Genomic DNA, 16,792 nt, shown 5'->3' with positions numbered 1-16,792 from the left:
TCAGGCACAGAAAAATCCGCGGGATCGTGGTACACTTGCCGACGATACCGCCACCGCTGTGAGGCATCCATGTCCGCGCCCCTGAACGTCATCTTTCTCTGGCACATGCACCAGCCCTACTACAAGGACCCGGTGAAGAACGAGTACGTCCTGCCCTGGACCTACCTCCACGGCGTCAAGGACTACTTCGACATGCCGGCCATCGTGGAGGATACGCCGGGTGCGCGGGCGGTGTTCAACCTGGTGCCGTCACTGCTGGAGCAGCTCCTCGACTACGCCACGGGACAGGCGGTGGACCCGTTCCTGATCAAGGGGGCCATGAACCCGGCGGACATGACCGAGGAGGACCGGGTTTTTCTGCTGGAAAACTTCTTCTCCGCCAACCGGCAGCGGATGATCGAACCCCACCGCCGCTACCTTGAACTGCTCTACATGGCCGGTGAGGGGAAGCCGGGCAGCGCCCGGGAGCGGGTACGACACTTCAGCAACCAGGACCTGCTGGACCTGCAGGTCTGCTTTTTCCTGGCCTGGACCGGCGAGGCAGCCCGCCGCCGCTTTCCCGAATTCAGGGAGTTGCTGGCCAAGGGGAGCGGCTATACCGCCCGCGACCGGGACCTGCTGTTCGCCACCCAGCGGGAGGTGCTGAACCGGATCATCCCGCTGTACCAGGCACTGCACCGCTCCGGACAGGTGGAACTGTCCGTCACCCCCTACTATCACCCGATCCTCCCCCTACTCTGCGACAACCGCATCGCCCAGGAGGCCATGCCTCGCGTCACGCTCCCCCAGGAACGGTTCCGCCACCCCGAGGATGCCCGGGCCCAGATCAGGCGGGGCGTGCGCTACTTCAAGGACGTCCTCGGCATTGAGCCGCACGGGATGTGGCCCTCGGAAGGCTCGGTCAGCGACGAGGCGCTGGCGATCATCGCCGAGTGCGGTCTCTCCTGGGCAGCCACCGACGAAGAGGTGCTGGCCCGCTCCCTGGACGGCGGCCTGGGCAACCACAAGGAAAAGCTGTACCGCCCCTGGACCTTTGCCGCACCGCAGGGAGAGCTGGGCATCTTTTTCCGCGATCACCAGCTTTCCGACCTGATCGGCTTCACCTACAGCCAGTGGGACGCTCGGCGGGCCGCGGCCGATTTCACCGGGCGCCTGCGCCAGATACACCGTCACCTGGGAGGGGACGACGGCGTGGTGCCGATCATCCTGGATGGCGAGAACGCCTGGGAATTTTATCCCGACAATGGCTACGAATTCCTCTCCACGCTCTATACCGGTATTGCCGAAGCCGGAGACCTGCAGCTCACCACCTGCAGCGAGGCACTGTCGCTGGTCCGCCCCGCGGCGCGGCTGCACCATATCCATCCCGGCTCCTGGATCAACGCCACCTACGGCATCTGGATCGGCCATCCGGAGGAAAATCTGGCCTGGGACCAGCTGGCCCGTGCCCGCCTGGCCCTTGAGCAGCACCATCCCCGGGCGGCGGAGTTGCTGGCCCACGCCGGGGAGAACGGCGACCCCCAGGCCCGGCTGCTCTGCACCTCCCTCTACGCCGCCGAGGGGAGCGACTGGTTCTGGTGGTTCGGCGACGATCACTTCTCCCCCCACAGCGACCGCTTCGACTACCTGTTCCGGCGGCACCTCACCAACCTGTACCGCTCCCTGGAACTCGACCCTCCCCGGGAACTGCTGGAGCCGATCAAGAAGAAGAGTCCCGCCGGCCTGGTGCGGGAGCCGGCGGCCTTCATCGAACCGGAGGTCAACGGACTGGTGGGGGATTATTTCGAGTGGCTGGCCGCCGGGCTGTTCGATCTGACCCGCCAGGGGTCGGCCATGCACTCTTCGGACCGGATGCTGCAGGGCTTTTACTGGGGCTACAACCGGGAGCACCTCTTCTGCCGGATCGACGGCATCCAGGATCTGGCCCGGTTGCTCAAGGAGATGGATATCCTGGCCCTGCACCTGATCTCCGACCGGGAATACCGCCTGCCGATGCAGCGGGACTGTCGCGAGGGGATGCTGCTTACCAAGGAGGCAGGCAGCTGGGTGCCCACCAACACCTGCTGCCGCTGGGCCATCCGGCGTACCGCCGAGGTGGCGCTTCCCCTGGCCGGCCTCAACCTGATCCCCGGCGCCAAGCTGTTCGTCAGCATCACCCTGACCAGGGACAACGAGGAGATCGGCCGCTGGCCCAGCGACGCACCGTTGATGCTGGAGTACGTGGGGCCGGAGCTGGAAGCCGACGACTGGCTGATCTAGAAGCGGTCTTGTGCCGGTTGTTAAAAAACCGCAGTTGCTCAACAATAGCCAGATCGTCGCACCCGTGAGACGAGCCCCGCGGCGGCCGAGCAGTGCTACGCCGCACAAAGGGGGACGTTCGAGGGCGGCGGCGAGACGGCTGGTTTTCGGCAACCTGCCAGACGGGAGTGAACGGTATGTCAGAACTACGCTGGGACCCCTTGAAGCTCTGCTGGGTCATCATCGCCACCGAGCGGGGACGCCGTCCCCGTGATTTCCACGCCGAACCGGTGCCGTTACCGGTGACCGCCTGCCCGTTCTGCTACGGCAACGAGGACAAGACGCCGCCGGAGATCTTTGCCATCCGGGGGAGCGGGCTGCCCAACGCCGCCAACTGGAAGGTGCGGGTAATCCCCAACAAATATCCGGCATTGCGGATCGAGGGGGAACTGGAGAATCGCGGTTACGGTCCCTATGACCTGATGAACGGCATCGGTGCCCACGAAGTGATCATCGAGACCCCGGACCACGACAAATCCCTGGCCGACCTCTCCCCCAACGAGATCACCGACGTGCTGATCGCCTGGCGCACCCGCATCCTTGACCTGCGCCGCGATTTTCGCTTCCGCTACATGATTCTGTTCAAGAACCACGGCGCCCGGGCCGGGGCTACGCTCGCCCACTCCCACAGCCAGTTGATCGCGGTGCCGCTCCTGCCGCCGGTTGCGGCCACGGAACTGAAGGTCTGCCGCAATCACTACGCCGCCAAGGAGCGCTGCCTGTTCTGCGACGTGATCGCCTTTGAACTGAAGGAGGGGAGCAGGGTGGTACGGGAGTTCGCCAACTTCGTCACCCTGGCCCCCTATGCGGCCAGCTTCCCCTTTGAGCTGCGCCTCTACCCCAAGCGACACGCCCACGACTTTGCCCTGATGAACGACGCCCAACTGGCCGAACTGGCGGTGGCGCTCCGGGATATGCTGCTGCGCATCAAGATCGTGCTGAAAGACGCCCCCTACAACTTCATCCTGCACACCTCGCCCCCCATGCACCGCCGTCCCGGCAAGCCGTCGCTCTGGTCCTCCCTGGAGTACGACTACCACTGGCATATCGAACTGGTGCCGCGGCTCACCTCCATCGCCGGTTTCGAGTGGGGCACCGGCTTCTACATCAACCCCACCTCGCCGGAGGATGCTGCCCGCTTTCTGCGGGAGGTGGAAATTCCGTGACACCGGCCCATCTCAAAGCGGCTCTGGAGACGTTGTACCGAAGCCGCTCGCAGCAGCACCTGGCCAACGACCCCCTCGCCTTCTGCCATCGCTACCAGCACCGCGAGGACCGGGAGATTGCCGCGCTACTCGCTTCCTGCTTCGCCTACGGCGCGGTCGGGGTGATCCGCGGCAGCCTGGAGCGGATCTTCGGCGAGCTGGGGCCTTCCCCCCGGCGTTACCTGGAGCGGCTCGATCCACGACTGGCGGCCGAAACCTTTGCCGGTTTCAAGCACCGCTTCAACGACGGCCGCGACTTGGCGGCCCTGCTCTGGGCCATCCGGCAAATACGGCACCAGGCAGGCACCATCGAAGCCTTTTTCCTGCGATTTCACGACCGGCAGGCTCCCACGGTGGAGGCGGGGCTGATCGGCTTCGCCGACGCCGTCCTGGCCCTCGACTACAGCCCGGTGTTCGGGGAACAGGGGCTGCCGCAACGGGCCTCCTATCGCTTCCTGTTCCCCTCGCCGGCCTCCGGCAGCGCCTGCAAACGGCTCTGCATGCTGCTGCGCTGGCTGGTACGCCCGGCAGACGGCATCGACCTGGGGCTCTGGCACGGCGTGCACCCCCGTCAACTGATCATCCCGGTGGACCGGCATATCGAACGGATCGGCCAACTGCTGGGACTGAGCGATCGCCGCACCCCGGACTGGCGCATGGCCTGCCAGATCACCGACAACCTGCGCCGCCTCGATCCCGACGATCCGGTCAAGTACGATTTCTCCCTCTGTCATCTGGGTATCTCGGAAGGGTGCACCGGTTCCCCCGGCGCATCCTGCATCCGCTGTATGGTGCGGGGGCTGTGCGCCGCGGACAAGCGAATTGACAGGGTAGCGCGCTTCTGATACAAAATCGCAGATTTTGCAGGGATTTCCCGGATTATGCCCGGAAGGGGAGACGACGATGATCGTTCAATGCGAACAGTGCCGGACAAAATTCAGGCTTGACGACGAAAAGGTCTCCGAGCGGGGCGTCAAGGTCCGTTGCGCGAAGTGCCGTCACGTCTTCACGGTGCAGCGGGAAGAGAACGCACCGGAGACGGCACCACCGCTCGGCGCAGCAGCGGCAGCGCCCCCGTCACCGGTTGCGGAGGATCTCTGGGCTCCTGCCCTGGAAACCGCCGACGCAACGGTCCGCATGGCCGCAGCCCCACCGGCCGAGCCGGAGGTGGCCGGGTTTGAGCCGGAACCGTCGCCTGTCTTCGATTTCGGCGACACGCCGCTGGAAGCGTCTCCTGCTGCAACGGACACGGCCGCAGCCGTGGATACCACTTTCGGGGATATCTCCCTTGCAACATCGCCCCCCCCATCCTTCGGCCCGGCGGCAAGCGAGTTCGACTTGGCCCAGACCGACGCGGCAGCGGGCAGCGTCGACTTCAGCGATCTTTCCTTCGGCAGCGAGCCGGCCGCGACGGGTCAGGAGACCTTCGGCGACATGACCATGGTTATGGCTCCCCCGCAGCAGCCGGCAGAATCCGCCGCCCCGTTCCCGCCACCGGAGCCGGCAATCGGGATCGAGAACCCCTTTGACGAACCCACGGTTTCCTCCCCAGCCATGGCCGCTGAGCTGCCGCCCCCCCTTCCCCCCGGCGACACTCCGGCACCGACGGGGACGCCGGCAGCATTCATGTTTTCCCCCGCGCCGACGCCGGACGCCGCGGCGGCCGCTGAGGACTCCTTCGGCCTGGGCGACCTGACGTTCGAGAACGAAACCACTGCAGGCCGTCCCGCTGTGGTGGAAGCCCCCCCTGCTCCGACATCCCCGGCCATCACCTTTGCGGTTCCCGAGCAGCCCCAGTCCGAGGAAGTACCTCCGCTGGCCATCAGCTCGCGACGGCGCCAAAGCCCGCTGCTTTCTTCCCTGATTGCGGTGGTCACCGTACTGGTGGTCGGCGCCTTGGGCTACCTGTCCTACCATCACCTCTCCGACGGTCCCGGCGCTCTCAAACTGTTCGAAAAGTCGCGCGTGCCGGCCGAGGAGGGCAGAATCACGATCCAGAAAACCGGCGCCTTTTTCCTGGAGCAGACCACGGCCGGCGAGCTGCTGGTGATCACCGGTGAAGCAGTCAACCAGTTCAGCAAGCCCCGCGCTTCCCTGCAGGTGAAGGCAACGCTCTACGCCGGCGACGGCAGCGTACTGACCAGCAAGACCGCCTATGCCGGCAACCAACTGACCCGCGAACAACTACTCACCATGCCGGCGGACAAGATCGAGACCACCATGAACAACCAGTTCGGCGACTCGCTGGTCAATCTGGAGGTTCAACCGGGCAAGGCGATCCCCTTCACCATCGTCGTTGTCAACCCTCCCAAGGAGGGACGGGACTTTGCCGTGGAAGCGGCAGGATCAACGGTGGCTGCCAGCAAGTAGCCCACAGACTTTCAGCAATCTGCCGAGCATACACATGAAAAAAGGGCTGTCCCCACACGGGACAGCCCTTTTACGTTTCGTGCGATTGCGCTCCAAAGCCTCAGGAAACGATCTCCACCAGCTTGATATCGAAGGTCAGATCCCGGCCGGCCAGCGGATGGTTGGCGTCCAGGGTCACCGTGGTCTCGGTCACCTCGGTGATCAGCACCGGCATGGTGGAGCCGTCCTGCAGTACCACTTCCAGCTGCTGACCCTCGATCGGTTCAATCTCGTTGCTCATCTCGGCGCGGTTGACCACCGCCACCATCTGACTGTGGTGGGGGCCGTAGGCCTCATCGGCGGGAATGGTCACCGTGACCCGTTCGCCCACGCTCAGCCCGATTACCGCCTTTTCAAAACCGGGGATAACGCTCCCCTGGCCGATGGCAAACTCCAGCGGCTCCGCCCCGCCGCAACCGGATGCCGGGCTGCAGCCGCTGGAACAGCAGCCGCTCCCTTCCTCAACTGTTTCGGATGAATCGAAAACCGTTCCGTCTTCAAGGGTACCGGTATAGTGAACCCGAACCGTATTACCCTGTTGTGCCTGTGCCATGCTGGTATCCTTTCGCGACAAAATGCCCCCGGCAGCCATACGGGCCCGGGGATTAAAAAATGCTGCTGTTCTGCTACTCCCCAAGCACCGCCATAATCGGTGCAACCGATCCTCCTGCGATCCGCAGCCGCTTGTGCCGTGAGGTCTCACCGGCAAGTATGGTCACCGCCGAACGGGGTACCTTGCAAAGCCGGGCAAAAAAGGAACGGCATGCATCGTTGGCCGCTCCGTCCACCGGCGGCGCCGCGAGCTGCAGCTTCAGCTCACCCTCGTGGATGCCGCAGATCCGGCTGCGGGAAGCCCTGGGCTGCACGTAGAGGTGCACCAGCAGCGCCTCCCCCTCCTGACGATACCAGGAGGTCTGCTCATTGCTGCCCATGGCTGCTGCCGAGCATCCGGGCGTAGGTGTCCAGCAGTGCCTTCAGATCGGTCTCGAACTGGAGCCGCTGACGACGGACATCCTGAACCCGCGCCTGCAGCTCAGCCACCTGCCGCTCGGCCTCGTCCACCAGCCGACGGGCCTCCAGACGGGCCTCGGCCACCAGCAGCTCGGCCTCCTTCTGGGCATTGGCCTTCATTTCTTCCGTGATCCGCTGGGCCGCCAACATGGTTTCCCGCAGATCCTTTTCCTTGCTCACCAGGTCTTCCAGCTCACGCGACTGACGGGTCGCCTGCTCCTTCAGGTCGCCGTTCTCGCGGACCAGCCCTTCCATCTCCTGGGCCACCGCCTGCAGAAAGGCATCCACATCCTCGGGGTCGAGCCCGCCCAGCATCTTGCCCTTGAACTGCTGCTGCTGAATGTCGAGGGGGGTAATCTTCATCACTTATCCCTTCAGCTTGAGAAGCATGCTGTAGTTGATCAGGTATTGATACAGGGTATCCAGCAGCACGATCTGCAGCACGTAGATGGCGGCAAAGGCCACCAGCGGCGACAGGTCCATCGGCCCGAAGGCCGGGAGGTGGCGGCGGATTCTGCTCAACACCGGCTCGGTCACCCGGTAGAGAAAGTTGACGATCGGGTTGTAGGGATCGGGGTTGACCCAGGAAAGCAGCACCGTGGCGATCAGGATATACTTGTAGATCGTCAGCAGGCCATCGGCCAGTTCGACGATCTTGGCCAGCGCATACAGGATGTTGGCGAAAAGGATCATGAGAGCTGCAACCTCCGGTGAACGTAGCTCGATACTATGCCGTAACCCCCCTGGAATGTCAAAAGTTCTCTCCGGCGGCACCGGCAGCAACCGGAGACTTGCCGAAGTACTGCAGCGCCGCTATCATGGGCTGGCAATATCAACCAGGCAATCACACAACGGAAGGAGGGATGATGCGTGAAAATCCGCAAGAAACTGTTTGCCGATTTCGAGTACGAAGAGGTGCTGGACACGAAAACCCGTGAGCTGATCCGGGTGGGATGCGCCGTGGCCGTCGGGTGTCCCACCTGACTGAAGAAACACGCAGCCTTGGCAAAGGCTGCCGGCGCCGGGAGCGCCGAACTGAAGGAGGCGATGGCCTACGGGGTGATCGCCCCGGCCGGACGGGCCAAGAATTTTGTGCTGGACCTGATGGATGATCTTGCATAAAGGCCGGAACTGAACAACGTCATGGGGAAGACCGGATACCGCGGCTCATGGAGCGTGAGCTCAAGGCCGGCCACCGGGAGCTGCGGCCTTCGCACCAGCGCCGCCGGCCGCCGGCAGCACGTTTTTTACAACAGTCCCGACTCCGTAAAACTGAAGTAGCTGCCGTCACCGATGATGACGTGATCCAGCACCCGAATCCCCAGCAGCTCACCCGCCTCCTTCAGGCGGCGGGTGAGCTCCCGGTCCTCCCGACTGGGGGCCGGATCGCCAGAGGGATGGTTATGCACGAAGATGACTGCCGCCGCTGACTCCCGCACCGCCGGGACAAAGACCTCCCGGGGATGGACGATGCTCTGGTTGAGGGACCCCTCGGACACCGCTACCTTGCGGGTAATCCGGTTCCTGCCGTCCAGCAGCAGTACCAGGAACTGTTCCTTCACCGCGTCGCGCAACTCATGGTGAAAGTAGTCGAAAACCTGTGCCGGAGCGGTGAAGCGCTCCAGCGCAACGAGGGGGCGCGCCTGGAAGCGGGAAGCCAGGACAAAGGCAGCCTTCAACGAAGCCGCCTTGGCCAACCCCAGCCCCTTCACCTGTTGCAGTTCGTTCAGTTCAGCCCGGGCAAGGGCACGCAGGCTGCCCTCGAACCGGGCCAGCAGGGTGCGCCCCAGATCGATGGCGGAACGGCCCGTTGCCGCATCACCGCTGCGCAGTACCAGCGCCAGCAATTCGGCATCGGAGAGGGCCGCACTGCCCCGCTTGAGCAGTTTCTCGCGGGGCCGCTCCTCCTCGGGCCACTGATTAATTCCGCCGCCACTCATGGTCGGTTCCTGTCCGGCTGTTCCAGCACCTGCTCCAGGTCTTCACCGGTCAAAAGCGTTTCACGGGTCAGCTCGGCCAGGGCGGGATCCTTGCGCCGGAAGCGCACCACCAGCCAGTAGCAGAGTCCGTACCCCGCCGCCGCAGCAGCCAGGCCGATCACGGCGCTGCCCAGCATGAGGGCCTCGGCGTACCCTTTGAGATAGTCCCATTCCAGGGTGGTGACGCTGAAGGGACGGGCCGTTTCCCCCAGCAGCCAGGCCCCCAGCTTGTAGCAGGCGATCAGCACCGGCGGCACGGTCAGCGGCGTATTGATCCAGGCACCGGTGATGGTGGTCAGCTTGTTGAGTCGGAACAGGAAGGCGGCAGCCACGGCCATGGCGGTGTGCAGACCGAAGAAAGGGGTAATGCTGATGAAGACCCCCACGGCGAAACCGGCGGCGATATGGCCGGGATGGCTGTCCAGGGCAAGAATGGCGGTAAAGCGCTGTTTAAGTTGATCTCGTGTCATGGGCGACGCCAGTCTAAAGAGGGGACTGTTGCTTTGTCAATCGTCAAAACCGTTGCGACGGCCGGCCGGTTAGTGATACCAACGAACAGTTTCAGAACCTTCGACAAGGAGCGGATCATGCATTCGAACGAATCGACCTATTTCGCCGTATCCGTGGTCGGCGCCGACCGTACCGGTATCGTTGCCGGTGTTACCGAGGTCTTCTATCGCCTGGGCTGCAATATCGCCGACTCCAGTTGCGCCATGCTGGCCGGCGAATTCGCCATGATCCTGATCGTCTCCCACCCTCGACCGTTCACCAAGAGCCGCCTGGTGGACGAGCTGAAACCGGCCTGCGACCGGTTGGGTATGACTCTGTCGGTACGTCACCTCACGACAGGCGAGGAGCGGCGCACTGAAGCACCGGGGGAAATCTGTCAGATCACGGTCTACGGCGCCGATCAACCGGGCATCGTCTACCGGGTCACCAGCGCATTGGCAGCCCGCAAGGTCAACATCATGGACCTGCAGACCAAGCTGGCCGGAACCGAGACGGAACCGGTCTACATCATGCTGCTGGAAGCGGCCCTGCCCGACGACCTCGCCCCTGCGGAGGTGGAAGGGCTGCTCGCCGGACTGAAAACGGAACTCAAGGTGGAGATCGGCGTGCGGGTGATCACGCCGGTGGAGCTGTAGATGGCAGTCCAGAGCATTCTGAAATACCCCCATCCGCTGCTGAAAAAGCTGGCCCATCCGGTGCCCCGCCTGGACGACGAGATCAGAACCCTGGTGCAGGATCTGGTGGATACCATGGAGGCCGGCCCCGGCTCCGTGGGGGTTGCTGCGCCGCAGATCGGCGTGGGCTTGCGGGTCTGCGTCGTGGATGTTTCCCAAAGCCGCCACGGCAGGGACAACAATCACGGCAGACTGCTGATGGTCAATCCGGAGATCATCGAACACGCCGGCTCCGCCGTCATGCGGGAGGGGTGCATGAGCGTGCCGGACTATACCGGCGACGTGGAACGGGCAACGGAGATCACCGTCCGCTTCCTGGACGGCCTCACCGGCGAGCCGCGGGAGGTGCGGGCCACCGGGTTCGAGGCGGTGGCGATCCAGCATGAGATGGATCACCTGGACGGGGTGCTGTTTCTGGACCGGGTGATCAATGTGGCCACCGGCCTGTTCAGACGCAAAAACTACCGCTGAACACGGGAGGAGCACCATGACCCCATCGGAACAGCAGCAGTTGCTCCGCCTGGCCCGGGAAACCATCGTTGCCCGTGTCGGCGGCTCCCTCCTGCCGGTCGTCGAAAATCCCTCACCCCCCCTGTGCATCAGATCGGGCTGCTTCGTCACCATCAAGCGCAGGAAACAGTTGCGGGGCTGCATCGGCACCTTCGTATCGGAGCAGCCGCTTTGGGAAACAGTGCGGGAGATGGCGGTGTCCGCCGCCACCCACGATCCCCGCTTTCGCCCGATGCAGGTGGAGGAGCTGGCCGACTTCCAGCTGGAAATCTCCGTGCTCTCCCCGCTGCGGGATATCACCTCCGTTGACGAAATCGAGGTGGGAACCCACGGCCTCTACGTTATCCAAGGCGCCGCCCACGGCGTGCTGCTGCCCCAGGTGGCCGTTGAGCAGGGCTGGGACCGGGAAACCTTCCTGCGCCAGACCTGTCGCAAGGCCGGGCTTCCCGAGGATGCCTGGCGCCGCAGCTGCCGGATGCTGGTCTTCACCGCCGAAATTTTCGGGGAATAGCAGGACCCGGCAGCTCCCCCTGCGACACGGGAAAAGCCCGCCAGGAACGCAGGCTGCGGCCGGCTCAGACTGATTCGGGCAGTTCCCCGTCCTCCGGCTTGCGAACAAGTACCGAAACCACCACCGCCGCGGCGAGGGTAAGGACGATCACCGCCAGGGAGAGGGCGATCGGGATATGAACGCCGGTCATCATCAGGATCATCTTGAGCCCGACAAAGGCCAGGATGAAAGAGATGCCGAACTTGAGGTAGGCGAACATCCCCATCAGGTTTGACAAAAGGAAAAACAGCGACCGCAGGCCCATGATCGCAAAGATGTTGGAGGTGAGCACGATGAAGGGGTCCAGGGTGATGGCGAAGATGGCCGGAATCGAATCCAGGGCAAAGACCACGTCGCTGCTTTCCACCACCAGCAGTACCATGAAAAGGGGGCTGGAAACCCACAACCCCAGGCGGCGGGTAAAGAACCAGTCTCCCCGTATCTTTTTCGTCATCGGCAGCATACGGCGGGCACAACGCACCAGCGGATTCTTGTCCGGCTCCATTTCCTCGTCCTCGCCGAAGGCCATCTTCCAGGCGGTGTAGAGCAACAGGATGCCGAAGATGTAGAACAGCCACTGAAACTCCTTCAGCAGGGCCGACCCGATGAAGATGAACAAAAGCCGCAGCACGATGGCCCCCAGAATGCCCCACTTCAGCACCCGCGCCTGCAGTTCTCCCCGTACACCGAACACCGTGAAGATCATGATGAAGACGAACAGGTTGTCCACCGACAGCGACTGCTCGATCAGGTAGCCGGTCAGAAACTCCAGGGCCTTCTGGGAGCCCATGGTCAGCCAGATGCCCAGGTCAAAGAGCAGGGCCAGGGTGAACCAGAGCAGACTCCAGCCGGCGGCTTCCCGAAAGCTGACGACATGGCTCTTGCGGTTCAGGCCCAGGTCAATGAACAACACCACTGAAACCATCAACCCGAAGGCGACCCACATAATTGTTTCCGGCGACATGGCTGCTCCTCTGCTTTCCTGCATGGCCCTGATGGCGTAGGTAAAACGCAATTTTTTCATACTACGCCAAAAGCCTGAAAACCGGGAGCATTTATTCATCCCCGCCCGACGTTCCGGGGCGGTACGACACAGACGGCGCTGCCGTTGCCTGTGCGCACGCACCCGGACGCCGGACAGGCGTTGAACGCCTCCTACAGGCCGCCGTAGCTGTGCAAACCGGACAGCAGCAGGTTGACCCCCAGATAGCAGAACAGGGTAGCAAGGAATCCGATGATGGAGAGCCAGGCGGCCCGCTTGCCCACCCACCCCTTGGTGAAGCGGGCGTGCAGGAACGCAGCGTAGATGAACCAGACGATCAGGGACCAGGTCTCCTTCGGGTCCCAGCTCCAGTAGGTGCCCCAGGCGTAGTTGGCCCAGGCCGCGCCGGTGATGATCCCCAGGGTCAAGAGCGGAAAGCCGATCATGATCGCCTTGTAGTTCAGCTCATCCAGCACCTTGGTGGGCGGGAACTGGGAGACAATGCTGCCGGCTGCCGCCGTCCCTTTCTCCTCACTCCGCACCTTGATCAGGTACATGATGGAGACGCCGCAGGCCACCGCAAAACCGGCATAGCCCAGAAAGCAGGTCAGCACGTGGTAGAGCAGCCAGTTGCTCTGCAGGGCCGGCATCAGCGGGTTGATGTCGGTGGGAAGATACAGCTGGCCCCAGGCCATGGCCAGCAGGGCAAAGGGCATGACAAAGGCGCCGATGACCCGGTACTTGTATTTGGCGTCGATCAGCCCGAAAATCAGCACGATGCTCCAGGCAAAGAAGACCACCGACTCGTAGAGGTTGGAGAGCGGGGCGTGTCCCAGGCCGATGTCGTAGGATTCCTTCCAGCGCAGCAGGGTGGCGACGGTGTGGATGGCAAAACCGCCCCAGGCCAGGACGACGCCGCCCAGGCCGACGTTTTTATTGCGACCGGCCAGGTACCCCAGGAAGGCCAGGGTGGAGGCCATGTAGAAAATGGTGGTGATGTTGAACAGTTTCGCACTCAGCATGATTGCTCCTCCTTGGCGTCCGGTTTCGTAAGGCTCGCGACCAGTTCCTCCAATGTCCGACGAAACGGCTCCTGCCCCCTGGTTGTATGACCGGCGACCGTGACACCGTGCTCAGTGATGCGCACCCAGATGCGCTGATGGGGCATGAAGAACCCGGCATACAGGGCAAGGCACATCAGAATGCAGCCGACCCAGACCACCCAGACGCCGGGGTCCTTGTTGACCTGCAGCCCGGTATAGGGGCGCTCCGTTCCCCCCAGATACTCAACCAGCGGACCGCCGTTCTCCTGTGCCTGTTGCCGGTTCAACTCCGGATGGGCGGCAAAGGAGACAAAAACCCGGTGGGGAGTGCCGTCGGCGGGATGCAGGGCGACCCGGGCGGCAGGACCGTGCAGGCCCGGTATGAAGGGGGCGACATCGGGTACCGTTTCCAGCACCTGCAGGCTGCTGCCGTCCGGCAGCCGGGCGGCATGGCCGCTCTCCACCGTCACCGTGGCGGCCTCCGCGCCGGCGGCACCGCCGACCCGGAAGCTGAAGGAGCCCACCTGACCGTAGCTGGACTGGTAGAAGGTGATCCCCCGATAGGTGAGCGGCTCGTTGACGATCACCCGGGCATGTTTGTAACCGGGCACTTCGGTGCCGTTTTCGGTCAGGGTCAGGATACTCTTGAACTCCTTGGGCATCTGGCTGGGACCGCCGCCGGGGGCGTCGTAGTAGGTGACCGTAAACTGGTCGCAGCGGATCTCGAAGCCCAGGGGGCGCTCGCCACCCCGCCGGTCCTGGTAGGTGCTGACGGTGTCTCCCTCGGGGATGGTTACAAACCCCTTGAAACCGAACAGGCTGCCGATGATGGCGCCGATGAAGATAAGAATAATGCTGGCATGCACCACGTAGGCCGCCAGTCTGTTCCAGGGACGGCGCTGGGCGAAAAGATGTCGCGCCCCGTCATGTTCGAGGGCGGTGAACCCGCCCCAGGCGGCACGCAGACGTTCCTCGACCTGCCCTGCGGCGCATGCCGCATCGGCGGGAATATGATGGCTGCCGGTGGCGGAGCGTTCCACCGCCTCGCTCAGGATGCCGTCCGGCTTGAACGCCAGACGCCAGACCGCCGGCAGCCGCTTGAGGGAACAGGCCAGCAGGTTTGCCGACAACAGGGACAAAAGCCCCACGAACCACCAGGAGTGGTACATGTTGAAAAAGCCGAGCATTGCATAGAGTTTGTAGCGGTTGCCCTGCTCGCCGCCGATGGAGGCGAGATATTCCGGCGCCAGCTCTCCCTGGGGGATGACGGTGCCGATAATCGACACCAGGGCAAGGACCAGGAGCAGTGCCATGGTAAGACGCAGCGACGCCAGGGCATCCAGGAGCCGGGTCGCCGGTGAAGGTGATGGAGTGGACATGATTGGATAATCTCCTCTGGGTACGATCGGGCGGATGTACCTCATCTGCAGCACGAGGGAGGGGAAACGGATGCCGGGCACCAAGCCACAGCACCAGAGGCGATAAACGGCACCTCTGGCGGGAAGCTCCGCGCCCCGCCCTCAATGACGCGCCACTGCGGGCAGCGGCGGTCCGGTATCGGAACGACGTCAGGAGCGGCTTTCGGGAGGGACGAAGATGGGGAGATAGACTTCGGGAAACAGCACCAGCGGATCGGTAGCGGCCAGGCGGCCGACGACAGGAGCAACAACGGGGAGCAGGACACGGGTACCCAAAGGAGCGCTACAGGCGCTACAGCACCCTTCGGCGGCACAGCAGCCGTCGGTGGGGAGGGGGGCCTCGGCGGGGGGGTAACGGGGCAGCCGCCGCAGCAACCCGTACTGTCCGCCGCTGCCGCCTGGTAGGGTGTCGGCTGGCTGAAGGCAGCGAAGGGCAGTACCAGCAACATTGCCAGGGCAAGCACCGCCAGCAGTGTCGCACAGCTTATGCGGAAACGGCTCGAATTCATGGAAGCGCGGTACTCCCCTTTCAGCGGGATCACAGGTATTCCAGCGTGGTCACCGTGCAGCTACATCGAAAAACACCTGATGGCCATCAGCAGGCCGAACAGGAGAAACATCACCCCGGCTGCCCGGTGTATCCAGCAGACCGGAATGTAGCGGACCAGCTGACGTCCGGCGAAGATGCCCAGCAGCGACACCGACCACAGCGCCAGGGTGGAGGCGGAAAAGACCGATGCCATGCCGGCAAGGCTGCCGGAATAACGCGCCGCCTGGCTGGCGGTCACCAGCTGGGTCTTGTCGCCCAGCTCCGCCATGAAAATCATCACGAAGGCAGTGCGCACCGCACTTGCCGCTGGTGGCGGCGGTGCGTCATCATCCGCATCGGCGCAGGCGTGCCGCAGCGTACTGTACCCGAAATACAAAAACAGCAGTGCCGACACCAGGGTCACCCAGAAAATCGGCAAGAGCAGAAAAAGGACCTTCCCCACCAGCACCGCCGCCAGGTTCAGCACCACGAACGCGGCGGCAATACCGATGAATATCCGGCGCCAGGGGTAGCGCAGCGCCAGGGCCATGGCGGTGAGCTGGGTCTTGTCGCCCAGCTCCGCCAGAAAGATCAGGGCAAAGGTACTGACAAAGATCGACTCCACCCGTGGCTACCGCATCGCCCGCAACCGCGCAATCCGCTCTTCCATCGGCGGGTGCGTGGAGAACAGCGACGCCAGGCCGCCGCCAGTGAGCGGGTTGACGATAAAGAGGTGGGCCGTGGCCGGCCGCTGGTCGTCCATCGGGATCATCTGCGAGGCGTTCTGCAGCTTGGCCAGGGCACCGGCCAGCGCCAGGGGCTTGCCGCAGATTTCAGCGCCGGTGGCGTCGGCCAGGTACTCCCGCGAGCGGGAAACCGCCATCTGGATCAGCATGGCGGCGATCGGCGCAATAATCGCCATGGCCAGGGAGCCGACCAGACCACCGATACCGCCCCCCTCCTCATCGTCACCGCGACCGGCCCCCAGCATGGCGCCCCACTGCAGCATGCTGCCGATCATGGAGATGGCGCCGGCAAAGGTGGCGGCAATGGTGGAGACCAGAATGTCGCGGTTCTTGACGTGGGCCAGCTCGTGGGCCATCACCCCTTCCAGTTCCTCGGGCGAAAGAATCCGCAGGATTCCCTCCGTGGCCGCCACGGCGGCATGCTCGGGGTTACGGCCGGTGGCGAAGGCGTTGGGAGACTGGTCCGGAATAATGTAGACCTTGGGCATCGGCAGCCCTGCACGATCGGCCAGGCGCTTGATCATGTCGTAGAAGGCCGGGTTGTCGGCCCGGGTCACCTCCTGGGCATTGTACATGCGCAGCACGATCTTGTCGGAAAACCAGTAACTGCCGAAATTCATCACCGCCGCCATCACGAAGGCGATCAGCATGCCCCCCTGGCCGCCCAGCGCCCCCCCCATCATGACCAGCAATACCGTCAAAAGGCTTAACAGCACGGTTGTCTTGAATCGGTTCATCATGACCTGTCCCTCCTGTGCGTTCGCGGAGTATTAAAAAAGACCTTTATCCTGGGCGCCTGAAAACACCTGGATAAAGGTCTTGCTGTCGATGTCACTCGCCCCATGTCCGGGCCGCAGGGCCGTATTGACGGATCATGGGCCGGCCATGTCTCCGGCCGGTAGCTACTCCCCTTTATGGTTGAGGGTAA

20 protein-coding genes are annotated in these 16,792 nt (G+C 63.6%); 8 read left to right on the top strand and 12 right to left on the bottom strand.

Translation table 11 applies throughout. The features are described 5' to 3' along the window. The first annotated feature begins 69 nt into the window (after positions 1–69). The 4 genes from RAK07_RS00470 (at position 70) to RAK07_RS00455 (ending at position 5,873) form a co-directional block, all read left to right on the top strand. Positions 70–2,259: a glycoside hydrolase family 57 protein gene (locus RAK07_RS00470; RefSeq protein WP_305730896.1), complete on the top strand. Its 2,190-nt coding sequence runs from the start codon at positions 70–72 to the stop codon at positions 2,257–2,259. A gap of 176 nt (positions 2,260–2,435) precedes the next feature. After that, positions 2,436–3,464, top strand: coding sequence for a galactose-1-phosphate uridylyltransferase (gene galT / locus RAK07_RS00465; RefSeq protein ID WP_305730895.1), 1,029 nt, complete (start codon positions 2,436–2,438; stop codon positions 3,462–3,464). Beyond that, entirely contained in the window at positions 3,461–4,348 is an 888-nt protein-coding gene (locus tag RAK07_RS00460; RefSeq protein ID WP_305730894.1) for a TIGR02757 family protein, read from the top strand. Before galT ends, RAK07_RS00460 begins: the two co-directional genes overlap by 4 nt. Positions 4,349–4,406: 58 nt before the next feature. Next, positions 4,407–5,873 carry a DUF3426 domain-containing protein gene (locus RAK07_RS00455; RefSeq protein ID WP_305730893.1) on the top strand — a complete coding sequence of 489 codons (1,467 nt, stop codon included), beginning with the start codon at positions 4,407–4,409 and terminating at the stop codon, positions 5,871–5,873. A 100-nt stretch (positions 5,874–5,973) separates the two neighbouring features. Here the strand turns inward: RAK07_RS00455 and RAK07_RS00450 are convergent, their stop codons facing one another. The 4 genes from RAK07_RS00450 to RAK07_RS00435 all read right to left on the bottom strand — a co-directional run bounded on the left by RAK07_RS00450 (position 5,974) and on the right by RAK07_RS00435 (position 7,616). Beyond that, positions 5,974–6,465 carry an FKBP-type peptidyl-prolyl cis-trans isomerase gene (locus RAK07_RS00450; RefSeq protein ID WP_305730892.1) on the bottom strand — a complete coding sequence of 164 codons (492 nt, stop codon included), beginning with the start codon at positions 6,463–6,465 and terminating at the stop codon, positions 5,974–5,976. Between the two features lie 73 nt (positions 6,466–6,538). Then, positions 6,539–6,844, bottom strand: a complete 306-nt coding sequence (locus RAK07_RS00445; protein WP_305730891.1) for a DUF167 domain-containing protein — start codon at positions 6,842–6,844, stop codon at positions 6,539–6,541. Further along, positions 6,831–7,286 (bottom strand): DivIVA domain-containing protein, encoded by a 456-nt coding sequence (locus RAK07_RS00440; RefSeq protein ID WP_305730890.1) that lies wholly within the window; start codon positions 7,284–7,286, stop codon positions 6,831–6,833. The genes RAK07_RS00445 and RAK07_RS00440 overlap by 14 nt, the downstream gene beginning before the upstream one ends. 3 nt (positions 7,287–7,289) lie before the next feature. Then, complete coding sequence (locus tag RAK07_RS00435; protein WP_305730889.1) at positions 7,290–7,616, bottom strand: YggT family protein; 327 nt, start codon at positions 7,614–7,616, stop codon at positions 7,290–7,292. Positions 7,617–7,793: 177 nt separating this feature from the next. On the opposite strand from RAK07_RS00435, the gene RAK07_RS00430 reads away from it, so the two are divergent. Continuing rightward, a complete protein-coding gene (locus tag RAK07_RS00430; RefSeq protein ID WP_305730888.1) occupies positions 7,794–8,045 on the top strand; it encodes a GSU3128 family (seleno)protein in 252 nt (83 codons plus the stop codon). Between the two features lie 125 nt (positions 8,046–8,170). On the opposite strand, the gene radC is transcribed toward RAK07_RS00430, so the two are convergent. After that, positions 8,171–8,863: a RadC family protein gene (radC, locus tag RAK07_RS00425; protein ID WP_305730887.1), complete on the bottom strand. Its 693-nt coding sequence runs from the start codon at positions 8,861–8,863 to the stop codon at positions 8,171–8,173. Continuing rightward, complete coding sequence (locus RAK07_RS00420; RefSeq protein WP_305730886.1) at positions 8,860–9,372, bottom strand: DUF2062 domain-containing protein; 513 nt, start codon at positions 9,370–9,372, stop codon at positions 8,860–8,862. Before RAK07_RS00420 ends, radC begins: the two co-directional genes overlap by 4 nt. A gap of 117 nt (positions 9,373–9,489) precedes the next feature. Between RAK07_RS00420 and RAK07_RS00415 the strand changes: the two genes are divergently transcribed. The 3 genes from RAK07_RS00415 to amrA are packed head-to-tail and all read left to right on the top strand — an operon-like array spanning position 9,490 to position 11,107. Then, entirely contained in the window at positions 9,490–10,047 is a 558-nt protein-coding gene (locus RAK07_RS00415; protein WP_305730885.1) for a glycine cleavage system transcriptional repressor, read from the top strand. Then, positions 10,048–10,557, top strand: coding sequence for a peptide deformylase (gene def / locus RAK07_RS00410; RefSeq protein ID WP_305730884.1), 510 nt, complete (start codon positions 10,048–10,050; stop codon positions 10,555–10,557). A gap of 16 nt (positions 10,558–10,573) precedes the next feature. Continuing rightward, positions 10,574–11,107, top strand: coding sequence for an AmmeMemoRadiSam system protein A (gene amrA, locus RAK07_RS00405; RefSeq protein WP_305730883.1), 534 nt, complete (start codon positions 10,574–10,576; stop codon positions 11,105–11,107). A gap of 64 nt (positions 11,108–11,171) precedes the next feature. On the opposite strand, the gene RAK07_RS00400 is transcribed toward amrA, so the two are convergent. The 6 genes from RAK07_RS00400 to htpX all read right to left on the bottom strand — a co-directional run bounded on the left by RAK07_RS00400 (position 11,172) and on the right by htpX (position 16,601). Next, positions 11,172–12,110 carry a TerC family protein gene (locus RAK07_RS00400; RefSeq protein ID WP_305730882.1) on the bottom strand — a complete coding sequence of 313 codons (939 nt, stop codon included), beginning with the start codon at positions 12,108–12,110 and terminating at the stop codon, positions 11,172–11,174. Positions 12,111–12,301: 191 nt separating this feature from the next. After that, entirely contained in the window at positions 12,302–13,150 is an 849-nt protein-coding gene (ccsB, locus tag RAK07_RS00395; protein ID WP_305730881.1) for a c-type cytochrome biogenesis protein CcsB, read from the bottom strand. Then, entirely contained in the window at positions 13,144–14,550 is a 1,407-nt protein-coding gene (gene resB, locus RAK07_RS00390) for a cytochrome c biogenesis protein ResB (RefSeq protein WP_305730880.1), read from the bottom strand. The genes ccsB and resB overlap by 7 nt, the downstream gene beginning before the upstream one ends. Before the next feature lie 189 nt (positions 14,551–14,739). After that, complete coding sequence (locus RAK07_RS00385; RefSeq protein WP_305730879.1) at positions 14,740–14,964, bottom strand: hypothetical protein; 225 nt, start codon at positions 14,962–14,964, stop codon at positions 14,740–14,742. 194 nt (positions 14,965–15,158) lie between these two features. Further along, entirely contained in the window at positions 15,159–15,743 is a 585-nt protein-coding gene (locus tag RAK07_RS00380; protein WP_305730878.1) for a TMEM165/GDT1 family protein, read from the bottom strand. Positions 15,744–15,749: 6 nt separating this feature from the next. Next, on the bottom strand, positions 15,750–16,601 hold the full coding sequence (gene htpX / locus RAK07_RS00375; protein ID WP_305733455.1) for a zinc metalloprotease HtpX: 852 nt from the start codon (positions 16,599–16,601) through the stop codon (positions 15,750–15,752). Positions 16,602–16,792 lie beyond the last annotated feature (191 nt).

Source organism: Trichlorobacter ammonificans (assembly GCF_933509905.1).
Taxonomy (GTDB): domain Bacteria; phylum Desulfobacterota; class Desulfuromonadia; order Geobacterales; family Pseudopelobacteraceae; genus Trichlorobacter; species Trichlorobacter ammonificans.
This window is presented reverse-complemented; position numbering and strand designations above follow the sequence as displayed.